The organism is Enterobacter sp. N5-15 (assembly GCF_057221635.1).
The window spans coordinates 1,287,336-1,308,960 of sequence record NZ_CM170150.1; the positions used below are offsets into that span (position 1 = coordinate 1,287,336).

General features: G+C 54.9%; 20 protein-coding genes and 1 pseudogene. 1 reads left to right on the forward strand and 20 read right to left on the reverse strand.

Features of this window, described 5'->3' with window-relative positions; genetic code table 11:
* Positions 1-76 precede the first annotated feature (76 nt).
* From lipA to leuS, 14 genes are all read right to left on the reverse strand, one after another.
* Positions 77-1,042 carry a lipoyl synthase gene (lipA, locus tag AC2TE5_RS05990; protein ID WP_023334887.1) on the reverse strand — a complete coding sequence of 322 codons (966 nt, stop codon included), beginning with the start codon at positions 1,040-1,042 and terminating at the stop codon, positions 77-79.
* A gap of 207 nt (positions 1,043-1,249) precedes the next feature.
* Positions 1,250-2,203 (reverse strand): YbeF family transcriptional regulator, encoded by a 954-nt coding sequence (locus AC2TE5_RS05995; protein WP_121425462.1) that lies wholly within the window; start codon positions 2,201-2,203, stop codon positions 1,250-1,252.
* Positions 2,204-2,494: 291 nt separating this feature from the next.
* Entirely contained in the window at positions 2,495-3,136 is a 642-nt protein-coding gene (gene lipB, locus AC2TE5_RS06000) for a lipoyl(octanoyl) transferase LipB (protein ID WP_213328704.1), read from the reverse strand.
* Between the two features lie 94 nt (positions 3,137-3,230).
* The gene (gene ybeD / locus AC2TE5_RS06005; RefSeq protein ID WP_006177135.1) at positions 3,231-3,494 is read right to left on the reverse strand and encodes a DUF493 family protein YbeD; all 264 of its coding nucleotides are present in this window, start codon (positions 3,492-3,494) and stop codon (positions 3,231-3,233) included.
* Between the two features lie 106 nt (positions 3,495-3,600).
* Complete coding sequence (dacA, locus tag AC2TE5_RS06010; protein WP_014069323.1) at positions 3,601-4,812, reverse strand: D-alanyl-D-alanine carboxypeptidase DacA; 1,212 nt, start codon at positions 4,810-4,812, stop codon at positions 3,601-3,603.
* Between the two features lie 139 nt (positions 4,813-4,951).
* The gene (gene rlpA, locus AC2TE5_RS06015; protein WP_484612839.1) at positions 4,952-6,064 is read right to left on the reverse strand and encodes an endolytic peptidoglycan transglycosylase RlpA; all 1,113 of its coding nucleotides are present in this window, start codon (positions 6,062-6,064) and stop codon (positions 4,952-4,954) included.
* Positions 6,065-6,080: 16 nt separating this feature from the next.
* The gene (gene mrdB / locus AC2TE5_RS06020; RefSeq protein WP_023310746.1) at positions 6,081-7,193 is read right to left on the reverse strand and encodes a peptidoglycan glycosyltransferase MrdB; all 1,113 of its coding nucleotides are present in this window, start codon (positions 7,191-7,193) and stop codon (positions 6,081-6,083) included.
* 2 nt (positions 7,194-7,195) lie between these two features.
* Positions 7,196-9,097, reverse strand: coding sequence for a peptidoglycan DD-transpeptidase MrdA (gene mrdA, locus AC2TE5_RS06025; RefSeq protein ID WP_063143184.1), 1,902 nt, complete (start codon positions 9,095-9,097; stop codon positions 7,196-7,198).
* 28 nt (positions 9,098-9,125) lie between these two features.
* Complete coding sequence (gene rlmH / locus AC2TE5_RS06030) at positions 9,126-9,593, reverse strand: 23S rRNA (pseudouridine(1915)-N(3))-methyltransferase RlmH (protein WP_003858701.1); 468 nt, start codon at positions 9,591-9,593, stop codon at positions 9,126-9,128.
* A gap of 3 nt (positions 9,594-9,596) precedes the next feature.
* Entirely contained in the window at positions 9,597-9,914 is a 318-nt protein-coding gene (gene rsfS / locus AC2TE5_RS06035) for a ribosome silencing factor (RefSeq protein WP_023334893.1), read from the reverse strand.
* A 269-nt stretch (positions 9,915-10,183) separates the two neighbouring features.
* Entirely contained in the window at positions 10,184-10,849 is a 666-nt protein-coding gene (nadD, locus tag AC2TE5_RS06040; protein ID WP_147430023.1) for a nicotinate-nucleotide adenylyltransferase, read from the reverse strand.
* A complete protein-coding gene (gene holA, locus AC2TE5_RS06045; RefSeq protein WP_213328829.1) occupies positions 10,842-11,873 on the reverse strand; it encodes a DNA polymerase III subunit delta in 1,032 nt (343 codons plus the stop codon). Before holA ends, nadD begins: the two co-directional genes overlap by 8 nt.
* A complete protein-coding gene (gene lptE, locus AC2TE5_RS06050) occupies positions 11,873-12,442 on the reverse strand; it encodes an LPS assembly lipoprotein LptE (RefSeq protein ID WP_213328701.1) in 570 nt (189 codons plus the stop codon). The genes holA and lptE overlap by 1 nt, the downstream gene beginning before the upstream one ends.
* 14 nt (positions 12,443-12,456) lie before the next feature.
* The gene (gene leuS / locus AC2TE5_RS06055) at positions 12,457-15,039 is read right to left on the reverse strand and encodes a leucine--tRNA ligase (protein WP_213821286.1); all 2,583 of its coding nucleotides are present in this window, start codon (positions 15,037-15,039) and stop codon (positions 12,457-12,459) included.
* A 214-nt stretch (positions 15,040-15,253) separates the two neighbouring features.
* Here leuS and AC2TE5_RS06060 point away from each other — a divergent pair, with 214 nt between their 5' ends.
* On the forward strand, positions 15,254-15,736 hold the full coding sequence (locus AC2TE5_RS06060) for a zinc ribbon-containing protein (protein ID WP_029740138.1): 483 nt from the start codon (positions 15,254-15,256) through the stop codon (positions 15,734-15,736).
* Positions 15,737-15,926: 190 nt separating this feature from the next.
* On the opposite strand, the pseudogene AC2TE5_RS06065 reads toward AC2TE5_RS06060, so the two are convergent.
* The 6 genes and pseudogenes from AC2TE5_RS06065 to AC2TE5_RS06090 form a co-directional block, all read right to left on the reverse strand.
* Positions 15,927-17,063 (reverse strand): annotated as a pseudogene (locus AC2TE5_RS06065) (IS481 family transposase); the annotation flags it as partial.
* A gap of 112 nt (positions 17,064-17,175) precedes the next feature.
* Entirely contained in the window at positions 17,176-18,117 is a 942-nt protein-coding gene (gene rihA, locus AC2TE5_RS06070; RefSeq protein WP_484612840.1) for a pyrimidine-specific ribonucleoside hydrolase RihA, read from the reverse strand.
* A gap of 120 nt (positions 18,118-18,237) precedes the next feature.
* On the reverse strand, positions 18,238-18,963 hold the full coding sequence (locus AC2TE5_RS06075) for an amino acid ABC transporter ATP-binding protein (RefSeq protein WP_010428605.1): 726 nt from the start codon (positions 18,961-18,963) through the stop codon (positions 18,238-18,240).
* Complete coding sequence (gene gltK, locus AC2TE5_RS06080; RefSeq protein ID WP_023334900.1) at positions 18,963-19,637, reverse strand: glutamate/aspartate ABC transporter permease GltK; 675 nt, start codon at positions 19,635-19,637, stop codon at positions 18,963-18,965. Before gltK ends, AC2TE5_RS06075 begins: the two co-directional genes overlap by 1 nt.
* Positions 19,637-20,377, reverse strand: a complete 741-nt coding sequence (locus AC2TE5_RS06085) for an amino acid ABC transporter permease (protein WP_023310756.1) — start codon at positions 20,375-20,377, stop codon at positions 19,637-19,639. Before AC2TE5_RS06085 ends, gltK begins: the two co-directional genes overlap by 1 nt.
* 155 nt (positions 20,378-20,532) lie before the next feature.
* Positions 20,533-21,438 (reverse strand): amino acid ABC transporter substrate-binding protein, encoded by a 906-nt coding sequence (locus AC2TE5_RS06090; protein WP_023334902.1) that lies wholly within the window; start codon positions 21,436-21,438, stop codon positions 20,533-20,535.
* Positions 21,439-21,625 lie beyond the last annotated feature (187 nt).

Genomic DNA, 21,625 nt, shown 5'->3' on the forward strand with positions numbered 1-21,625 from the left:
ACGCCTGAGGGCTTGCGAAAAAAAACCGGCTCATGAGGCCGGTTTTTTTGTATTACTGTAAAAGAATATTACAGCATTATTTAACTTCTTCGCCTTTTGCCTGCATATCGGCATGGTATGAGGAGCGAACGAATGGGCCGCAGGCAGCATGGGTGAAGCCCATCGCCATCGCTTCGGCTTTCATTTCATCGAACTCGTCCGGGCTCACGTAGCGCTGTACCGGCAGGTGGTGACGGCTTGGCTGCAGATACTGTCCCAGGGTCAACATGGTCACACCGTGGCGGCGAAGATCGCGCATCACCTCAATGATTTCCTCATTGGTTTCACCCAGACCCACCATCAGACCAGACTTGGTCGGAATATGCGGATGCGCTTCTTTGAAACGCTCCAGCAGTTTCAGAGACCAGTTATAGTCAGCACCCGGGCGGACCTGACGGTAGATACGCGGCACGTTCTCCAGGTTGTGGTTAAACACATCTGGCGGCGTTGCGGTCAGGATATCCAGCGCGCGGTCCATACGGCCACGGAAGTCAGGTACCAGCGTCTCGATTTTGATGTTAGGGCTCTTCTCGCGAATGGCCGTAATGCAGTCGGCGAAGTGCTGAGCACCACCGTCACGCAGATCGTCACGGTCAACGGAGGTGATCACCACATAACGCAGCGCCATGTCGGCGATGGTCTGCGCCAGCTTCTGGGGTTCGTTAGCATCAGGTGCGACTGGACGGCCATGAGCAACATCGCAGAACGGGCAGCGGCGGGTGCAGATAGCACCCAGAATCATAAACGTCGCGGTACCGTGATTGAAACATTCAGCAAGGTTCGGACAAGAGGCTTCTTCACATACGGAGTGAAGGCCATTCTTGCGCATCGCCGCTTTGATCCCCTGGATACGCGAAGAGTCGGCCGGAAGTTTGATTTTCATCCATTCCGGTTTTCTTAACAGCGCCTCGCGCTCTGTAGCCACGTTTTTAACCGGGATAAGGGCCATTTTATCGGCATCGCGGTATTTAACACCGCGTTCCATCACAATGGGTTTACTCATAGCGTGCGTGTTCCAGTTGCGAATATCGAAGGAAAGCGTTTCAATTCAAGGGAATGTTGTATTTATCAACTATTTTTGAACGAACGACAGGCAGTATATCATTGAAACGGTCGTTAAAGCAGCCTGCCAGATCGCCAATTTGTAAAATAGTTGTTGTTTTGTGCCTTTTGCCCTGCCTGTTGCAGGGGCTTGTGCTGGCTAAACCTGTCAGAAGGCCTGACGGATAATGCGGATGACGTTTTCCAGGACCGGATCGCGCAAACTCAGCTTGTTGTAATGCAGTGAAATCTCGATAGATTCCGCATTAAGCTGACTGAGCGGAATGCTCTCCAGCGGCCAGCATTTTCGTAGCAGGCCATACAGGCGTGATGGCATAACGCACAGCATGTCGCTGCTGCCGATCAGGGATGCGGTGGTGAACATATTGTAACTGCTGAAGCTGATCTGACGTTCCGGGAAAATTTCATCAATACGCTGACGAAGCGCATGGTTTGACTGCCCTTCGGTCATGAAAGACGAGTGGTCGTAGTTGCGCAGGTTTTCGATGGTCAGCGGTTCGCTGAGAACCGGATGCTGCTGCCGGCAAACCAGCACCAGATTATCTGCATAGAGCACGTTCTGCCCCAGCGCTCTGGCACTGAAGCTGCCGCTTTCAATAATCAGGTCCGTCTGAAACTGCGCAAGCTGAATGTCAGGTTCATTGAGCGGCACGTTGCGAAGCAGGAGCTGCGGTGCATGTTCTTTCACGGCCTGAAAGATTGCCGGCATCACCAGCACACCCACAGAAGGGGAGCAGCCGATGGTGATGGTTCTCTGCTTATCATAGCTCCCGGTTAAATCCAGCGCGCCCAGAATCGACTCCAGCCCCTGGCTGATGTACTCGTGGAGATGCGTGGCGTAAGCCGTCGGCGTTACCCCCTGGCCCTTGCGGATAAATAACGGGTCAGGAAATATAGCGCGTAGCTTTTGGATTGACTGGCTTATTGCTGATGGCGTGAGATTAAGAATTTTCGCAGCGTTAACGATACCCTTATGGACATATACTGCCTCAAAAATAGTCAGTAAATTGAGATCAATATTACGTAAAGTCCGAAAAATTTGCGGCTTGTCTTCGCCACCAGGTTCATTCAGTCGTTTGGCTGGTAAATTATTATACTCCACGCTTTCACTCCGTATACATTCACAATATGAATGATAGTTGAATTTATTTATTATGCTTGTAGAGATTCGTAAAGTGTTGGTTCTGTTTCACTTGTTTATCAAAAGCAAACAGTTGTGTGATAATTGCTCACGTTACTTATGCCGTGTTTGCCGTGCTTGCTGGAGGCTAAATAATATGTAGCGGTAATATTCGGGCGCTTCGAAAATATAGAATCTGTGGATTATTGTAAAGTGCAAAAGCGGTAAATAAACAGCGGCCCGTCAAATTATCGAGCCCTGTTGTACGATATATTAAGCAGGGATATATTCGTGCGGGGGATTGTTAAGTAGCGCTAACACGTTCTTCAAAAGCACGGGACGAATATTTTCTGGCGTAGCGGTTTCGACCCACTGGCACATTTGCGTCATTTCCATGCCGGCGTAGCCGCAGGGGTTTATGCGCTGGAATGGCGCGAGGTCCATATTAATATTCAAGGCCAGGCCATGGAATGAGCAGCCTTTACGAATACGCAGCCCCAGGGAGCAGATCTTCATTTCCCCAACGTAGACGCCCGGCGCATCGGCGCGCGGATGCGCGTCAATACCATATTCCGCCAGCGTGTTGACGACAGTTTGTTCCAGCAGGGTCACCAGCTCACGCACGCCCAGCTTTCTGCGTTTCAGATTTAGCAGGACGTACATCACCTGCTGCCCGGGCCCATGGTAAGTGACCTGACCGCCGCGATCGCTCTGGATAACCGGGATATCTCCCGTCATTAATAGATGTTCTGCTTTACCCGCCTGACCCTGCGTAAATACCGGCAGGTGTTCGACCAGCCAGATTTCATCTGGGGTGCTGTCATCGCGTGAATCGGTGAAGTCATGCATGGCCTGGGAGACAGGCTCATAGGGTTGCAGCCCGAGGTGACGGACCAGAATTTTATCCTGATACAAAACTGCGTCTCCGAAGACGAGGGACAAAAGGTGTGGGGGAGTATATCACAGCGGGGAGAGGGGTTACCCGGCAAACCGGGTAACCGCAAAGGGACTACAGCACCATACGAACAATTTCGATATTGCCGAGCTCTTCGTACAGCGTTTCCACCTGCTCAATGTGTGTCGCAGTAATGGTAATCGAAACCGAGTGGTAGTTGCCCTTGCTGCTTGGTTTTACTGACGGAGAGTAGTCACCCGGCGCATGGCGCTGTACCACTTCAACCACCTGATCAACCAGCTCAGGTTTCGCCAGACCCATTACTTTGTAGGTAAATGAGGTAGGGAATTCAAGCAGTTCGTTAAGTTTGGTTTTCATGTCAGCTCCGGCGTAACGTCAAAAAATAATAACTCCCACGTCAGGTGGGAGTTATCAGGATACTTAGTATATGGGGATCAAAATCACACTTTCAAGTGTTCAATTTTTAACCAAACCAGTGGTGGAACATCAATTTAATGTAATCAATGATTTTGCCGAAGAAATTGCCTTCAGGAATTTCTTGCAGGACAACCAGCGGACGCTGATCGATCGTTTTTCCATCCAGCTGGAAGTTGATGGTGCCCACAACCTGGTTTTTCTGCAGCGGGGCATGCAGCTCGGTGCTGTTCAGCACGTAGCTGGCTTTCAGATCCTTCATACGACCGCGCGGAATGGTCAGGTAGAGGTCTTTATCAACGCCGAGAGAAGCACGGTCGTTGTCGCCGAACCAGACGGGTTCAGACGCAAACTCTTTGCCTGCTTTCAGTGGATTGACGGTTTCGAAGAAACGGAAGCCCCAGGTCAGCAGTTTCTTGCTTTCGGTTTCACGACCTTTAAAGGTGCGGCCGCCCATCACGGCAGAGATCAGACGCATCTGACCTTCAGTGGCAGAGGCCACCAGGTTGTAGCCCGCTTTGTCGGTGTGACCAGTTTTAATGCCGTCAACGTTCAGGCTGTTATCCCACAGCAGGCCGTTACGGTTGGTCTGACGAATACCGTTGAAGGTGAACTCTTTCTCTTTATAGATAGAGTATTCATTAGGGACATCGCGGATCAGCGCCTGACCAATCAGGGCCATATCACGTGCGGAGCTGTACTGACCGTCTGCGTCCAGGCCGTGAACGGTCTGGAAATGGCTGTTTTTAAGACCCAGCGCGGTAACGTAGCTGTTCATCAGACCTACGAAGGCATCCTGGCTACCGGCGGCGAAATCGGCCATCGCCACGCAGGCATCGTTACCCGACTGCAGGTTGATACCACGAATCAGCTGGGAAACAGGAACCTGCATACCCGGCTTCAGGAACATCAGAGAGGAACCTTTGAAGACAGGGTTCCCGGTTGCCCACGCATCGTTACCGATGGTGACCAGATCCGATTCTTTGAATTTACCTGCCTTCATCGCCTGGCCGATAACGTAGCTGGTCATCATTTTGGTCAGGCTGGCCGGGTCACGGCGGGCATCGGCATTCTGTTCTGCCAGCACTTTGCCAGAGTTGTAATCGATCAGGATGTAGGATTCCGCGTCGATTTGCGGAACGCCAGGGATCATGGTCTTGATATTCAGGTCATCGGCGTGAGCTGCAGAGAGCGCAGCAGCGCAAAGGGCCGTGGTCAGCGCCATGCGCTGCACAAAACGAGCAGAAAAAGTGGTCTTCATGGTCAGAACTACGACATCCGTGATGGAATTAAAAAAAGTGCCTTACTATAGCAAATGCTATTCAGGCAGGCATCCGACTTTAAGCATGAGTTTGTGAATGTATTTTACACTAACTGACAATTCGGATACCGCCGGTTCATTATTTCGCAACAGCGATAAATGACTGAAGTTGAGCTTCATTCTGCAGACGCTGCTGCAGGGATGCTGCCTGCGATTTGCTGGCAAACGGCCCCATCTGAATGCGCCAGACCGCGCCGTTCTGCTCAACGCGTCCTGGTACGCCAAACTGCTGGCTCAGACGCTGTTGATACTGTTTGGCCCGGGCCTGATCGCTCACTGCGCCTACCTGAACCACATAGCTGCCGCTGGCCGCTGCTGGAGCCGCCACCGCCGCACTTTGCGTGGCCGCTGGCGCCGTTACGGGAGCCGGCTGGGTGGCTGGCGCAGCTACGGGAGCAGGCGCTGGAGTGGGCTCACTGCCTTCCAGCACGCCCGAGGCTAAGGTCGTCGGTGCGCCAAGAAAGCCGCTACTCTTTACCGGCGCGCCGGTAGCATCCTCGCTTTGCAGCGTATCATTGCTGATCGGGCGTATTTCTCCTCCCGGCTGAGCAGGCTCTGCCGGAGACGAGACGCTTCCCATTCCGCCGTCAAGATTTGGGCGATCAGGAAGGGCATAGGTCTGTTTTGCCACCGTCGTACACGCGGTACCCGGCCCGGAGAGCGAACCATCCTGCGCGACGATAATCGGGTCAATACGGACTTTGGTATTGTTCGAGGTGTTCAGGCGATCGGCAGACGCGCGCGACAGGGAAATCACCCGGTCATTCCCGTAGGGGCCGCGGTCGTTGATACGCACGACGATCATGCGGCCGTTAGCCAGGTTGGTGATACGGGCGTAGCTCGGGATTGGCAGCGTTGGGTGTGCCGCGGTCAGCTGCATTGGGTCGAACGCTTCCCCGGAAGCCGTCAGGTTACTGCCCGGCTCGGCATCATAAATGGCGGCAAAGCCCGCCTGACTGAAACGGGAAGGGTCCTGAACAATTTTATAGCTTTTGCCGTCGCGCTGGTAATCCTGATTGGCACTGGCATTCAGCGGTTCATAAACGGGATCGGCACCGCTGATTTCAACGATCGGGCCATTACACACCGCAGGCTGCGGCGGCGCGACGGTTGCCTGTTGCTGACCATCATCACTTGTGCAGGCCGCAAGTAAACTTGCCGCGATGCAGATCCCCAGCCACTGCTTACGCATTCCGATCCCCTTATTTTTATACGCTTTTTGACAACATTTTTCTGTGGGTATGGATCGACATCACGATACCAAACCCGGCCATCAACACGATCAGTGCCGAGCCTCCGTAACTCACCAGCGGCAGCGGTACGCCTACCACCGGCAGAATACCACTCACCATACCAATATTTACGAAGACATAAACGAATAAAATCAGCATCAACCCGCCAGCCATGACGCGACCAAAGGTGGTTTGTGCGCGTGCTGCAATCCACAATCCTCGCATGATCAGCAGGACATACAGCGCCAGTAGTATCAGGATGCCCACTAGCCCCAGCTCTTCCGCCAGTACGGCGAAGATAAAGTCGGTGTGGCGTTCCGGTAAGAATTCCAGCTGCGACTGCGTGCCGTGCAGCCAGCCTTTACCGCGCAGCCCGCCGGAGCCAATCGCAATCTTGGACTGAATAATATGATAGCCCGCGCCCAGCGGATCGGTTTCCGGATCGAGCAGCATCATGACGCGCTGACGCTGGTAATCATGCATCAGGAAGAACCAGAGGATAGGAATGAACGCCGCAATCAGCACCACGGCGATACCAATCAGACGCCAGCTCAGTCCCGACAGGAAAAGGACAAACAGGCCGGAGAGGGCAATAAGGATTGAGGTACCGAGATCAGGCTGCGCCGCAACCAGCAGCGTCGGCAGGAAAATCAGCACCAGCGCGATGGCGGTATTTTTCAGAGACGGCGGACAGACGTCGCGGTTAATAAAGCGTGCCACCATCAATGGAACGGCGATTTTGGCAATTTCCGAAGGCTGGAAGCGGACAACGCCCAGATCCAGCCAGCGCTGCGCCCCTTTTGAAATGGCGCCAAACGCATCTACCGCAACCAGCAAAATAATACAGAATATGTAGAGATAGGGCGCCCAGCCTTCGTAGACGCGCGGCGGGATTTGCGCCATCACCACCATAATGATCAGACCCATGGCGATCTGGCCGATTTTACGCTCCATCATGCCGATGTCCTGGCCGCTGGCGCTCCAGATAACCAGGGCGCTGTAAACCAGCAGAGCCAGCAGGATCAGCAGCATGGCTGGGTCGATGTGGATTTTGTCCCACAGCGATTTTTTATTTGGATTATCCGTCATGATTATTGGTCCTCCGCCGCAGCGGCGGCCGGGTTTTCAGCCGGCAGTTCGGTGTTGTTATCACCCAGCATAATGTGGTCAAGGATCTGGCGCATGATGGTCCCTACTGCTGGCCCGGCACCGCCGTTCTCCAGAATCATCGCCACCGCGACCTGCGGGTTATCATAAGGGGCAAACGCCGTCATTAGCTTATGGTCACGCAGACGTTCAGCAATGCGGTGCGCGTTATAGGTTTCGTTGGCTTTCAGACCAAACACCTGTGCAGTACCGGATTTTGCGGCTACTTTATACGGCGTACCGGCGAAGTACTTGTGCGCGGTACCGTTCGGGCGGTTTGCCACGCCGTACATACCGTCTTTCGCAATTTCCCAGAAGCCGGAATGAATGTCACCCACCGGGGCCTCGTGCGGCTGGTTCCACGGCACTTTTTTGCCGTCTTCAACCGTGCTCTGCAGCAGATGAGGCACTTTTACCACGCCGTCATTGATGAGGATCATCATGGCTTTGTTCATCTGAATCGGCGTTGCCGTCCAGTAGCCCTGGCCGATACCCACCGGAATGGTGTCACCCTGATACCACGGTTTTTTAAAGCGCTTCAGCTTCCATTCACGCGTTGGCATGTTGCCAGAACGTTCTTCTGAAAGGTCAACGCCGGTGTAATGCCCGTAGCCGAATTTACTCATCCACTCTGACAGGCGGTCGATGCCCATGTCATACGCCACCTGATAGAAGAAGGTATCCGCAGATTCCTCCAGCGATTTGGTGACGTTCAGATGACCGTGGCCCCATTTTTTCCAGTCACGATAGCGCTTGTCTGAACCCGGCAGCTGCCACCAGCCCGGGTCAAACAGGCTGGTATTACGGTTGATAACGCCGGCACTCAGCGCAGAGACCGCCACGTAAGGTTTAACCGTTGATGCCGGCGGGTAAACCCCTTGCGTCGCGCGGTTCACCAGCGGCGTGTTCGGATCGTTCAGCAGGCCGGAATAGTCTTTACTGGAAATGCCGTCAACGAAGAGGTTCGGGTCATAGCTAGGCATGGAGACCATTGCCAGGATGCCGCCGGTACGAGGATCGGTGACCACAACGGCTGCACGGCTGCCCGCCAGCAGGGTTTCGATATACTGCTGAAGTTTAAGATCGAGCGTCAGATAGACGTCATGCCCCGCCTGAGGAGGCACTTCTTTCAGCTGGCGAATCACGCGGCCGCGGTTGTTAACCTCAACCTCTTCATAGCCGGTTTGCCCGTGCAGGACGTCTTCGTAGTAACGTTCGATCCCCAGCTTACCGATGTCATGCGTTGCAGCGTAGTTTGCCAGCTTGCCGTCTTTATCAAGGCGGTCGACGTCTTTGTCGTTAATCTTGGAGACGTAGCCAATCACATGCGTCAGCGCGGAGCCGTAGGGATAGTAGCGACGCTTATATCCCTTCACTTCCACGCCGGGGAAGCGGTACTGATTCACCGCAAAGCGGGCTACCTGGACTTCCGTCAGATTGGTTTTAACCGGAATGGAGGTGAAACGATGAGAGCGGGAGCGCTCTTTTTTGAAGGCCGCGATATCGTCATCGTTAAGGTCGACAACGCTTTTCAGCGCTTCAAGCGTATCCTGAACATTATCGACTTTTTCCGGCATCATCTCGATTTGATAGATGGTGCGGTTTAGCGCCAGCGGGGTGCCGTTACGATCGTAAATAATGCCGCGGCTGGGGGCGATAGGCACCAGCTTAATACGGTTTTCGTTTGAACGCGTCTGGTAGTCGGTAAAGCGGACAATTTGCAGATTATAAAGGTTGGCGATCAGCACGCCGGTAAGCAGCAAAATCCCGGTAAAGGCGACCAGCGCCCGGCGCACAAACAGCGCGGACTCAGCCGTATAGTCGCGAAAAGAATTCTGTAGTTTCATCCGCTGCTTAATCTACCCTGGTCAGTCATTACTCGCGGTGATAGGGGTGGTTGGTAGTAATGCTCCACGCGCGATACAGGCTTTCTGCCACCAGTACCCGGACGAGCGGGTGGGGAAGCGTCAGCGCGGAGAGGGACCAACTTTGTTCAGCCGCTGCTTTGCAGGCGGGGGATAACCCTTCTGGACCGCCAATCAACAGACTGACGTCACGGCCATCCTGCTTCCAGCGCTCCAGTTCGTGCGCCAGCTGCGGCGTATCCCAGGGTTTTCCTGGAATATCGAGGGTGACGATGCGGTTTTTGCCTGCGGCTGCCAGCATCAGTTCGCCCTCTTTATCGAGAATACGTTTGATATCCGCGTTCTTGCCGCGCTTACCGGCGGGAATTTCCACCAGTTCGAACGGCATGTCTTTTGGAAAGCGACGCAGATATTCAGTAAAACCGGTTTGTACCCAGTCCGGCATTTTGGTGCCGACAGCGACCAGCTGCAACTTCACGCATTAACCCCAGAGTTTTTCCAGCTCATACAGGCGACGGCTCTCGTCCTGCATGACGTGGACAATCACATCGCCGAGGTCGACCACCACCCAGTCAGCCGTCGCTTCACCTTCAACGCCCAGCGGCAATAGCCCTGCTGCACGCGATTCCTGAACCACGTGATCGGCAATCGAAACAACATGACGCGTCGATGTACCGGTGCAGATGATCATGCAATCGGTAATACTGGATTTACCCTTAACGTCGATAGCGATGATGTCCTGACCTTTCAGGTCATCAATTTTGTCAATAACAAAATCCTGGAGTGCTTTACCCTGCAAGTTTTCCCCCTGGGGTGAATAAGATTGTATAACTTTGAATTCGTAGCCAGACAGTATACCTGAACTCACGCCTGTGTCGGGACAAATGTCTCCGGCCGGGCTTTTGAAGGCGGGTATCATCCCACCCTCCGCCTGAGATTGCATCGCCATTTTTGTAAAACAATTTCTGTAAAGCAACGATCGGCGGGAAAGTCTGGCAGCGGAGAATAACAGTATGGCTTACCCTGTCAAGGCAGGATAAACAATAAGCCGCTTTTTATGCCCTCCGGCTATTCATCTGCGCTTTTCTGATACAAACCGTGCGTATGGATATAGGCCAGCACCGGGGTCGGCAGCAGATCGTCACACGCTAAACCCTGCTGTAAACGCTCACGAATGAGGGTCGCAGAGATATCGAACCACGGCGTTTCCGCCAGATAAATCTTCCCGGCAGGCTGATTGTGGAGATCTTCAACATTATCGGTGAGATGGTCTTCCAGCCACTGCTGGTACTGCTCTTCGCGCATGGTCAGCGGATAGCCGGGACGGCGGCAGACGAGCAGATGGCTGTTCTCCAGAATGGTTTCATACTGATGCCACGTGGGGAGATTCAGCAGAGAATCCTGGCCGATGATAAACGCCAGCGGCTGGTCTGGCCCTTGTTCGGCGCGCCACTCCTGAAGCGTCTGCGACGTCCAGGAGGGCGTGTTGCGACGCAGTTCGCGCTCATCAAGTCGGAAGAGCGGTTTATCTGCGATGGCAAGAGCCAGCATCTCTTTTCGCTGCTCGCTGGTCGCCTCGGGCTGAGGACGATGGGGCGGGACATTGTTGGGCATGATGGTGACGCGCTGAAGGCCGATCAGATTCGCCAGAATTTCAACCGGCTTCAGGTGCCCGTAATGTACCGGGTCGAAGGTGCCGCCATACAAGGCCTGTAATGAATGCATACTATCCATCAATAAAAACGTCTGCCAGCGCCTTGTGGCAGAGCAGCAGAGAAAGGCTTTCCAGCTCCGCCCAGACCGACTGGCCGTAATCTTGTTTTAACGTGAGCTCTGCGCGCATCAGAAGCTGTACAGCCTGACGAAGCTGTTCATGGCTCAGGCGGTTGACGGCCTCCGTGGTCAAAGCCCGGCGATTTTGCCACACGCGGTGTTTATCAAACAGCGAACGCAGCGGCGTATGGGCGGACTGACGCTTGAGCGTAATCAGCAGCAGTAATTCGCGCTGCAGCGTACGCAGCAGAATAACGGGTTCGCTCCCTTCAAGACGCAGCTGTTGCAGAATATGCAGGGCGCGTTTGCTCTTCGCCGACAGCAGCGCGTCCACCCAGTGGAAAGGCGTGAAGTGTGCCGCGTCATTAACGGCCTGCTCGACGCGCGGCAAGGTCAGCTTGCCATCCGGCCAGAGCAGCGAGAGTCTGTCCAGCGCCTGCGCCAGGGCCAGCAGGTTACCTTCATAGCAGTAGCAGAGCAGTTGATTCGCCGCATCATCCAGCTGAAGGTTGTTCTGCTTCGCTCTCGCGGCCACCCATTTGGGCAGATGCGCCTGCTCAGGCGTCTGGCAGGTGACCTGCACCGCGTGGGCTGCGAGCTGGGTAAACCACGCCGCGTTTTCCTGCGCTTTGGTGAGCTTGTTGCCCCGCACAATAATGAGCAGATCGCTGTGTAACAGGCTGACCAGCGTGGCGAGTTGCTCATTCATTGCCGCGTTAGGACCGTTCTCCGGCAGCAGGATCTGAATGGTCTGGCGCGATGCAAAAAGGCTCATTGCCTGACAAAGCGAGAAGAGGGCGTTCCAGTCGGTGTTATTGTCCAGCTGGACGGTGTGGTGTTCATCGAAGCCCTGAGCGGCGGCGGCATGCCGCACGGCATCCAGGCTTTCCTGAAGTAATAGCGGATCGTTTCCAAGGAGCAGATACGCCGCGCGCAGCCCTTCATTGAGCTGCGCGCGGAGTTGTTCAGGATACAGCCTGATCATCATTTACCCAGAGAGTTAGCAGCAGGAAGCGTGCCGGCAACCGGTTTTTCAACGATGTCAGATCCTTGTTTAGTCGACGCTGCAATACTTGGCAGTTTACGGATCAGCTGTTCCGCTGCCTTGTCGTACATTTCGTTGATGATAATCTGCTGCTCGGCATCTTTTGCCAGCGCCGTCTGCGGGTTATCGAAGAACGAACGGTACACTTTAGTGCTGATTGGGTAGATGTCTTTACCCGGGATCAGAACTGCCGCGTTGACCGTCAGCACCATCTGGTACTCTGCGGTACGCCCATCCTGGAAGATAGAGGCTGTATCTTTAGACAGACCGCCTCCTAATAGACGTAGGGACGGAACATCCTTGCGCAGCGTTTGTTTCTCAACAAGCTCAACGCCGTTCAGACGCAGCTGATTACGAATTGCCCGGCTGAGTGGGCCATTCGGATCTGATGAGTCGAACATCATCGTTTTCATCTCAGCGGGCACCGCCGTGGTATTGCGCAGGTGCCAGCCACAGCCAGCGGTGACAAGCACCGCCAGAGATAAGAATATTGTTGCCAGTTGTCGCACGTTTCCTCCCGCGCTTAGCCAACGACCAGATTGAGCAGTTTACCCGGTACGTAGATCACTTTACGCACGGTAACGCCCTCAAGATATTTTGCGACCAGAGTTTCCTGGCCCGCGCGCTCGCGAACCTGTTCTTCGGTTGCATCGACCGCCACGGTAATTTTACCGCGGACTTTGCCGTTTACCTGGACTACAACCAGCGTCGTGTTTTCCACCATTGCTGATTCGTCAGCCTGCGGCCACGGCGCGTTGTCGATATCGCCTTCGCCTTTCAGCTCCTGCCACAGGGTAAAGCTAACGTGCGGAGTGAACGGGTTCAGCATACGAACGACGGCTAGCAGAGCTTCACGCATGAGGGCACGATCCTGCTCGCCGTCCTGCGGAGCCTTCGCCAATTTGTTCATCAGTTCCATAATAGCCGCAATTGCGGTATTGAAGGTCTGACGACGACCAATATCATCGGTCACTTTCGCAATCGTTTTATGAACATCACGACGCAGCGCCTGCTGATCTTCAGTCAGTGCGGCGGCGTTCAGCGCCGGAGCATCGCCCAGTGCAGTGTGTTCGTAAACCAGTTTCCAGACGCGTTTCAGGAAGCGGTTCGCGCCTTCCACGCCGGACTCCTGCCATTCCAGGGTCATGTCGGCCGGAGAGGCAAACATCATGAACAGACGTACGGTATCCGCACCGTAACGCTCAACCATCACCTGCGGGTCGATACCGTTGTTTTTAGACTTGGACATCTTGCTCATGCCGGTGTAGACCAGCTCATGACCTTCGGCATCTTTCGCCTTAACGATACGGCCCTTCTCGTCGCGCTCAACGATCGCATCAACCGGAGAAACCCAGTTACGCTCGCCGTTGGCACCGACGTAATAGAACGCATCCGCCAGCACCATGCCCTGACACAGCAGCTGTTTTGCTGGTTCGTCAGAGTTCACCATGCCCGCATCGCGCATCAGCTTATGGAAGAAGCGGAAGTAGAGCAGGTGCATGATGGCGTGTTCGATGCCGCCAATGTAGATGTCTACCGGCAGCCAGTAGTTTGCCGCATCGGAATCGAGCATACCGTCCTGATACTGCGGGCAGGTGTAGCGCGCATAGTACCAGGATGACTCCATAAAGGTGTCAAAGGTGTCGGTTTCACGCAGCGCAGGCTGGCCGTTAACGGTGGTTTTTGCCCACTCGGGATCGGCTTTGATCGGGCTGGTGATGCCGTCCATGACCACGTCTTCCGGCAGGATCACCGGGAGCTGATCTTCTGGCGTTGGCATCACGGTGCCATCTTCCAGCGTCACCATCGGGATTGGCGCACCCCAGTAACGCTGACGGGACACGCCCCAGTCGCGCAGACGGAAGTTAACTTTACGCTCACCCACGCCCAGAGAGGCCAGCTTGTCGGCGATGGCGTTGAAGCCCTCTTCGAAGCTCAGACCGCTAAATTCACCGGAGTTGAACAGGGTACCTTTTTCAGTCAGCGCGTGTTCGGACAGGTCTGGTTCAGAACCATCGGCGGCCAGAATAACGGCTTTAATCGGCAGGCTGTATTTGGTGGCAAACTCATAGTCGCGCTGATCGTGGCCCGGTACGGCCATTACCGCGCCTGTACCGTACTCCATCAGAACGAAGTTCGCGGCCCAGACCGGGATCGCTTCGCCAGTCAGTGGATGCTTAGCATAGAAGCCCGTTGCAACGCCTTTTTTCTCCATCGTCGCCATGTCGGCTTCGGCCACTTTGGTGTTGCGGCACTCGTCGATGAAGCTAGCCAGTTCCGGATTGTTCTCTGCCGCTTTCTGCGCCAGCGGGTGACCAGCGGCCACGGCCAGGTAGGTCGCGCCCATGAAGGTGTCCGGACGGGTGGTGTAGACGGTCAGGGTCTGGTCGTAGTTCTCAACGTTGAAGGTAATTTCTACGCCTTCAGAACGGCCGATCCAGTTGCGCTGCATGGTCTTAACGGTATCTGGCCAGTGGTCCAGGTTATCCAGATCGTTCAGCAGCTCATCAGCGTAAGCGGTGATTTTGATAAACCACTGTGGGATCTCTTTACGCTCAACTTTGGTGTCGCAGCGCCAGCAGCAGCCGTCGATAACCTGTTCGTTCGCGAGAACGGTCTGGTCATTCGGGCACCAGTTAACGGCAGAGGTCTTCTTATACACCAGGCCTTTTTTGTACAGCTCGGTGAAGAACTTCTGCTCCCAGCGATAGTATTCCGGGGTACAGGTTGCCAGCTCGCGGCTCCAGTCATAGCCAAAGCCCAGCATTTTGAGCTGGTTTTTCATGTACGCGATGTTGTCGTACGTCCACGGCGCCGGTGCGGTGTTGTTTTTGACCGCCGCGCCTTCCGCAGGCAGACCGAACGCATCCCAGCCGATAGGCTGCAGAACGTTTTTGCCCAGCATGCGCTGGTAGCGTGCAATCACATCGCCGATGGTGTAGTTACGCACATGGCCCATGTGTAGTCGACCAGAAGGATAGGGAAGCATCGACAGGCAGTAATACTTCTCTTTGCTCTCGTCTTCGGTTACTTCAAAGGTGCGCTTCTCGTCCCAGTGTTGCTGGACTTTTGATTCTATCTCTTCCGGGCGGTATTGCTCTTGCATGGCAGCCAGTGGTCCTGTTTTCAATACAGCTACAAATGTAGCCAATGGATGTGGTAATTCAGATCCGCATAGCATAGCCCAAACGCCCGCGTCAAAACAGCCTTTCGCACAAATGCGCTTTGCAGGAATTTACCGGGTCTGTGCTTCACCTGACAAAGCGGCGATGAAATAAGGTCTATTATTAGAAATAGTTACTTACCCGGGAGGCAAAATGATGAACAAGGTTGCTCAATTTTACCGCGAACTGGTGGCGACACTGACGGAACGGCTGCGTAACGGCGAGCGAGATATCGACGCGCTGGTGGAGCAAGCGCGTGCCCGCGTGACGCAAACGGGTGAGTTAACGCGAACCGAAGTGGAAGAGGTGACGCGCGCCGTGCGTCGCGATCTGGAAGAGTTCGCGCGCAGCTACCAGGAGAGTCAGGAGGAGGTCACGGACAGCGTTTTTATGCGGGTGATTAAAGAGAGCTTATGGCAAGAGCTGGCCGATATCACGGATAAAACGCAGCTGGAGTGGCGCGAGGTTTTTCAGGATTTGAACCATCACGGTGTGTATCACAGTGGTGAGGTGGTCGGGTTGGGAAATCTGGTGTGCGAGAATTGCCACCACCATATTGCGGTGTATACGCCGGATGTCCTGCCGATGTGTCCGAAATGCGGCCACGATCAGTTCCAGCGTCGGCCGTTTGAGCCCTAGGTAAAAGCAAAACTGTTTGCTCACTCTCCCTGTGGGAGAGGGATGGGGTGAGGGCATCAGGCCGCAAAAGGTAAAAGCAAAACGGCAAACCTGTTGCCGTTTTTAGTGTTTGCTCCCTCTCCCCGTGGGAGTGTACAGTCCGGGGACATGGTAGACAGGTGTTCGGGGACATGGTGAACACTTTTTATCATCCTTTACCCATGGTGATCGACTTTTTCTTCAGGTCGATCACCCCCACTTTCGTGCTGTACCACCACACCTCGTAGCTGCCGTCTTCCTGCATCTCCTTCAGCCCGACCCGTTCTCCCCTGAACGCCTTGCCTGCCTTCAGACTTACCCCTTTCACGCTCAGCTTTCCGCTGATATCCACCTTCCTGACCATCACGCCCTCGTCGTATTCCGGGGGCGTTGTGGTGCCGCTGTACTGCCGCGCTGACGGCTGATACCGCGAGCCCGGTACCGCCATATCCAGCGCCTCGTGCGGGCGTTCAAGGTTATAGACCGTCCGCCAGTGGTCGAAGGCGCGCTGCAGCTCACCGCTGTCTGCGAACCATTTTCCCTGCAGTACTTCCGCCTTCAGGCTGCGGTGAAAACGCTCCAGCTTGCCCTGCGTCTGCGGATGATAAGGCCGGGAGTGCCCCACCCGGATACCGTGGCGCATCAGCCACAGCTCCAGCGCCGTCCAGGTGCCGGTGGTGTCTCCCCACGGTGAGCCGTTGTCCATCGTCATCCGGTCCGGCAGGCCGTAACGCTCAAACACGCTGACCAGCTGCTGCTGCACGGTCTCGCGCCGTTCATCGGTACAGTGCGCCAGGCACAGGGAAAAACGGGAGTGGTCGTCCAGCAGGGTGAGCGGATGGCAGCGGCCGCCGCCAAAGGGAAAGTGGCCCTTAAAATCCATCTGCCAGAGGCGGTTCGGCGCGTCATGTTCGAACCGTCCCGTGGGGGGAATGCCCGGTGAAGCGCCCGGCAGCAGACCATGGCGGGCCATCAGGCTATGGACGGTGCTGAAGGCGGGCATGCGGTGCCCCTGGTCCTCGAGCCAGCGCTTTATCTTGCGTGCGCCCCAGCGCTCATGGCGGTCATGCGCCATGCGCAGCAGGGCTGTGATGTCGTCAGATGAGCGGTTCGGGGAATGGTGCGGTATGCGCGGGCGGTCCTGAAGGCCGGCGGCACCTTCCTGAGCCCAGCGGCGAAGCCACTTGTAGCCTGTGGCAGGTGAAATACCGTAGTGACGGCAGAGGGAACGAATGTTCGCCCCGTCCTGCGAGGCGAACAAAACAAACTCGGTACGTAATGACATGGTATCTCTCGCATCCCAGGGCATAAGCGACTCCATAAACGGGTTCTTATGCCTTAGTTGTAAGTGTCTACCATGTCCCCGAACAAGTGTTCACTATGTCCCCGGACCGTACAGGGAGAGGGGGGGGGGGAGGGCATCAGGCCGCACTATAGTAAGCCAGCCTCTCCGCCAGCAAATCCACAAACGCCTCCCGGTCGATGTCCACCATCACCGTGGTATTCGGTTTATTGCCCGTCAGCGAGTAATAATCCACCACCGTCATTCCCTGGGTGTATTTTCCCTGCGTCTCGACGCCAACCCATCTGTCCACCGTGGTAAACATCTCAGGCTTCAGTAGCCAGGCGATGGTGCACGGATCGTGCAGGGGCGCGCCGTGGAAGCCCCACTTCTCGGCCTTGTGATACTCCATAAAGAAGTCGAGCAGTTCGGCCACGGTTGTCGCAACAGGGTTGCCCACCGAGCGAAAACGCTCAATATCGTCCGCCATAATCTGCGCGCGGTGGGTAACGTCCAGTCCCGCCATCACAATCGGTAAGCCGGACTGGAAGACAATCTCAGCGGCTTCCGGGTCGACAAAGATGTTGAACTCCGCCGCTGGCGTCCAGTTACCGAGCCCCATGGCGCCACCCATAATCACAATACGGGCAATTTTATTATGCAGCTCAGGATGGCTGTTCAGCAGCAGCGCAACGTTGGTTTGCGGTCCGGTTGCCACCAGCGTTACCGGTTCTTCGCTTTCGCGCAGCACCTTCGCCATCAGCTCGACGGCGGTACAGTTTTGCGGCGCGAAGCCCGGCTCCGGCAGTGCCGGACCGTCCAGCCCGCTTTCGCCATGAACGTTGTCGGCAATAATCAGCTCGCGCATCAGCGGCTTCACGGCCCCGCCGGCGACAGGAATATCGGTGCGTTTGAGCAGCGTGAGCATGCGCAGCACGTTGCGCAGGGTTTTTTCAGGGGTCTGGTTTCCGGCGGACGAGGTGACGGCTTTCACGTCGAGTTCAGGGGAGGCAAGTGCAAGGACGAGTGCGATCGCGTCATCATGACCCGGATCGCAATCGAGAATAATAGGCTGTGCCATAGCGTTCTCCATACGTAGCGTTATTTTGTGACAAGGTTAACGCTGCAATGTGACGCCGACGAGAGGAAGTGAGTGAAAGCGTGAAGCAGTGCGCAATCCGCAGATTGCGCACCGAGAAGATTAGTGCAGGATTTTCGCAAGGAAGTCTTTGGCGCGGTCGGATTTCGGGTTAGCGAAGAACTCTTCTTTCGGTGAATCTTCGACAATTTTCCCTTCGTCCATAAAGATCACGCGGTTGGCCACTTTACGGGCGAAGCCCATTTCGTGGGTCACCACCATCATGGTCATCCCTTCGTGCGCCAGCTCGACCATCACGTCCAGCACTTCGTTGATCATCTCTGGATCGAGCGCCGACGTTGGTTCATCAAACAGCATTGCCACCGGATCCATGCACAGCGCGCGGGCGATCGCCACGCGCTGCTGCTGGCCGCCAGAAAGCTGCGCCGGGAACTTATCGGCATGTGCCGAAAGCCCAACGCGTTCCAGGAGTTTCAGACCTTTCTCGCGCGACGCTTTTTTATCACGCTTAAGCACTTTTACCTGTGCCAGCGTCAGGTTCTCAATAATGGAGAGGTGAGGGAACAGCTCAAAATGCTGGAACACCATGCCAACGTGAGAGCGAAGCTGGGCGAGGTTGGTTTTCTTGTCGTTGACTTTGGTGCCGTTGACGACGATCTCACCCTGCTGCACCGGCTCCAGTCCGTTTACGGTTTTGATCAGCGTCGATTTACCGGAGCCGGACGGCCCACACACCACCACCACGTCGCCTTTTTTGACTTCAGTGGAGCAGTCGGTCAGCACCTGAAAGTGCCCATACCATTTAGAAACATTTTTCAGGGAAATCATTATACCGTCCTTTTCTTCAGCCAGCTGACCAACAGCGACGCGCTTAAACTAATCACAAAATAGACCGCACCCGCAAAGAGCACCATCTCGACCTGCGTACCATCACGTTCACCGATGGTTGACGCGGTACGGAAGAAGTCTGCCAGACTCAGCACATAGACCAGTGAGGTATCCTGGAACAGCACGATACCCTGAGTCAGCAGGAGCGGAACCATGGCGCGAAACGCCTGCGGCAGAATAATGAGCTGCATGGACTGCCAGTGCGTCATTCCCAGCGCCAGCGCGGCGCTGGATTGCCCGCGGGAGATACTCTGAATGCCCGCGCGGATAATCTCCGAGTAGTAAGCGGCCTCAAACATCGAGAACGCCACCATGGCGGAGATCAGACGGATATCGGTTTTCGGCGATAGCCCCAGCACGTTCTGCAGGAAGCCGGGCACAATCAGGTAAAACCACAGCAGCACCATCACCAGCGGGATGGAGCGGAACACGTTAACGTAGGCGGTTGCAAACCAGGCGAACGGCTTAAAGCTCGACAGGCGCATGACGGCCAGCAGGGTACCCCAGACGATACCAATGATGATGGCGATAACGGTGATTTTTAAGGTAATCACCAGGCCATCAAGCAGGTAAGGCATGGATGGAACGATAGAACTCCAGTCAAATTCGTACATTATTTGCCCCCCAGATTACCCGGCAGGCGGATTTTGCGTTCAACCAGGTTCATCACCAGCATGATGAAAGCGTTAATCAGAACATATGCGAGCGTGATCGCGGTGAAGGATTCCCACGCGTGTGCGGAGTAATCCAGCAGCTTGCCCGCCTGCGCGGCCATGTCGACCAGGCCGATAGTCGAGGCGATGGCCGAGTTTTTCACCAGGTTCATCATCTCAGAGGTCATCGGTGGAACGATAACGCGGTAGGCGTTAGGCAGCAGCACATAGCGGTAGGTTTGCGGCAGGGTCAACCCCATCGCCAGGCCCGCATTTTTTTGTCCACGGGGTAATGACTGAATGGCGGCACGCACCTGCTCGCAAACGCGCGCAGCGGTAAACAGCCCCAGACACATCATGGAGGAGACAAAGAACTGTACGTTCGGATCCAGTTCCGACTTGAACCACATGCCAATATTTTCCGGCAGCAGTTCCGGGATGACCAGATACCAGGTAAAGAATTGCACGATCAGCGGAACGTTACGGAACAGTTCCACATACAGGGTGCCAAGTGTTGAAAGAAAGCGGTTTGGGACGGTGCGCAGAATACCGAACAAAGAACCGACAAGAAACGCGATGATCCACGCCGTTATCGATAATGCCACGGTGACCTGAAAGCCGCTCCACAGCCAGCCAAGATAGGTTGTGTTGCCGAACGGGGCTTGTTGCAGGAATATGCCCCAGTTCCAGTCTATTGACATAATAAACTCCAGAAAAAAAAGGGTAGCAGCGCTACCCTCGAAGATTGGTGAGAAGCTCATTTTTCGCGCTGAGTGGGGAACGACCACTCAACGTATAGTCTGTCCATGCTTCCCGACAATCGAGAGGGCAGGAGATCCCGCCCCTGTTGTTCTAATTAGTTAAGAGCCTTGTCATTTGGAGATTTGAACAGCGCTTTCATGTCTTCAGACAGTTCAAAATTCATGTTCAGGTTTTTTGGTGGAATCGGGTTCTTGAACCACTTATCGAACCATTTTTCGGCTTCGCCGGAGGTCTGCACCTGAGCGATGGTGTCATCGATCAGCTTTTTGAACTGCGGATCGTCTTTACGCAGCATACAGCCGTAGGCTTCTTTAGACTGCGCGGTACCGACGATATCCCAGTTGTCTGGTTTTTTCGCTTTCGCACGTTCTCCCGCCAGCAGGGCGTCATCCATCATAAACGCGACGGCACGACCGCTTTCCAGGGTACGGAAGGAGTCGCCATGGTCTTTCGCGCTGATGATGCGCATATCCATTTTCTTCTCGTCGTTCAGCTTGTGCAGCAGCACTTCTGAAGTGGTACCGGAGGTCACAACAACCGCTTTGCCTTTCAGGTCAGCGAAGTCTTTGATCTCACCGCCTTTCTTCGTCAGCAGACGGGTGCCCACGACAAAGATGGTGTCAGAGAAGGCAGCCTGTTTTTGACGCTCGAGGTTGTTGGTGGTGGAGCCACACTCGAAGTCAAAGGTGCCGTTTTGCAGCAGTGGAATACGGTTCTGTGAAGTGATTGGGATCAGCTTCACCTGCAGGTCAGGTTTGTTCAGCTTTTTCTTCACAGCTTCAACGATGGCGTTGGAGTAATCCTGTGAATAGCCCACGACTTTTTGCGTGTTGTCGTAGTAAGAGAACGGGACAGAAGATTCACGGTGGCCGACCACGATGACGCCGTTTTTGGCAATCTTGTCGAGAGTGCTGCCTGCTGCCGGCGCATCTTCAGCGTGAACCACGCCAGCAGACATTCCCATAACCAGCATTGCTGTGGCCAGTTTACGTAATTGCATACCCAACTCCTTTTTTATCAGCGCCAGAGACGCTTTGATACCCATTGTGATGTTGTTATATCTCGCGCAATGCGAGTGCAGTGTTATGCAAGCTTGTTAACATTTAGTCTGGCTTAATGTAAAGATTTTGCTGCGTTATTGTTTATTTTTGCGAAGCGCGCCGCACCATTCAGAGGCAAATATCTCC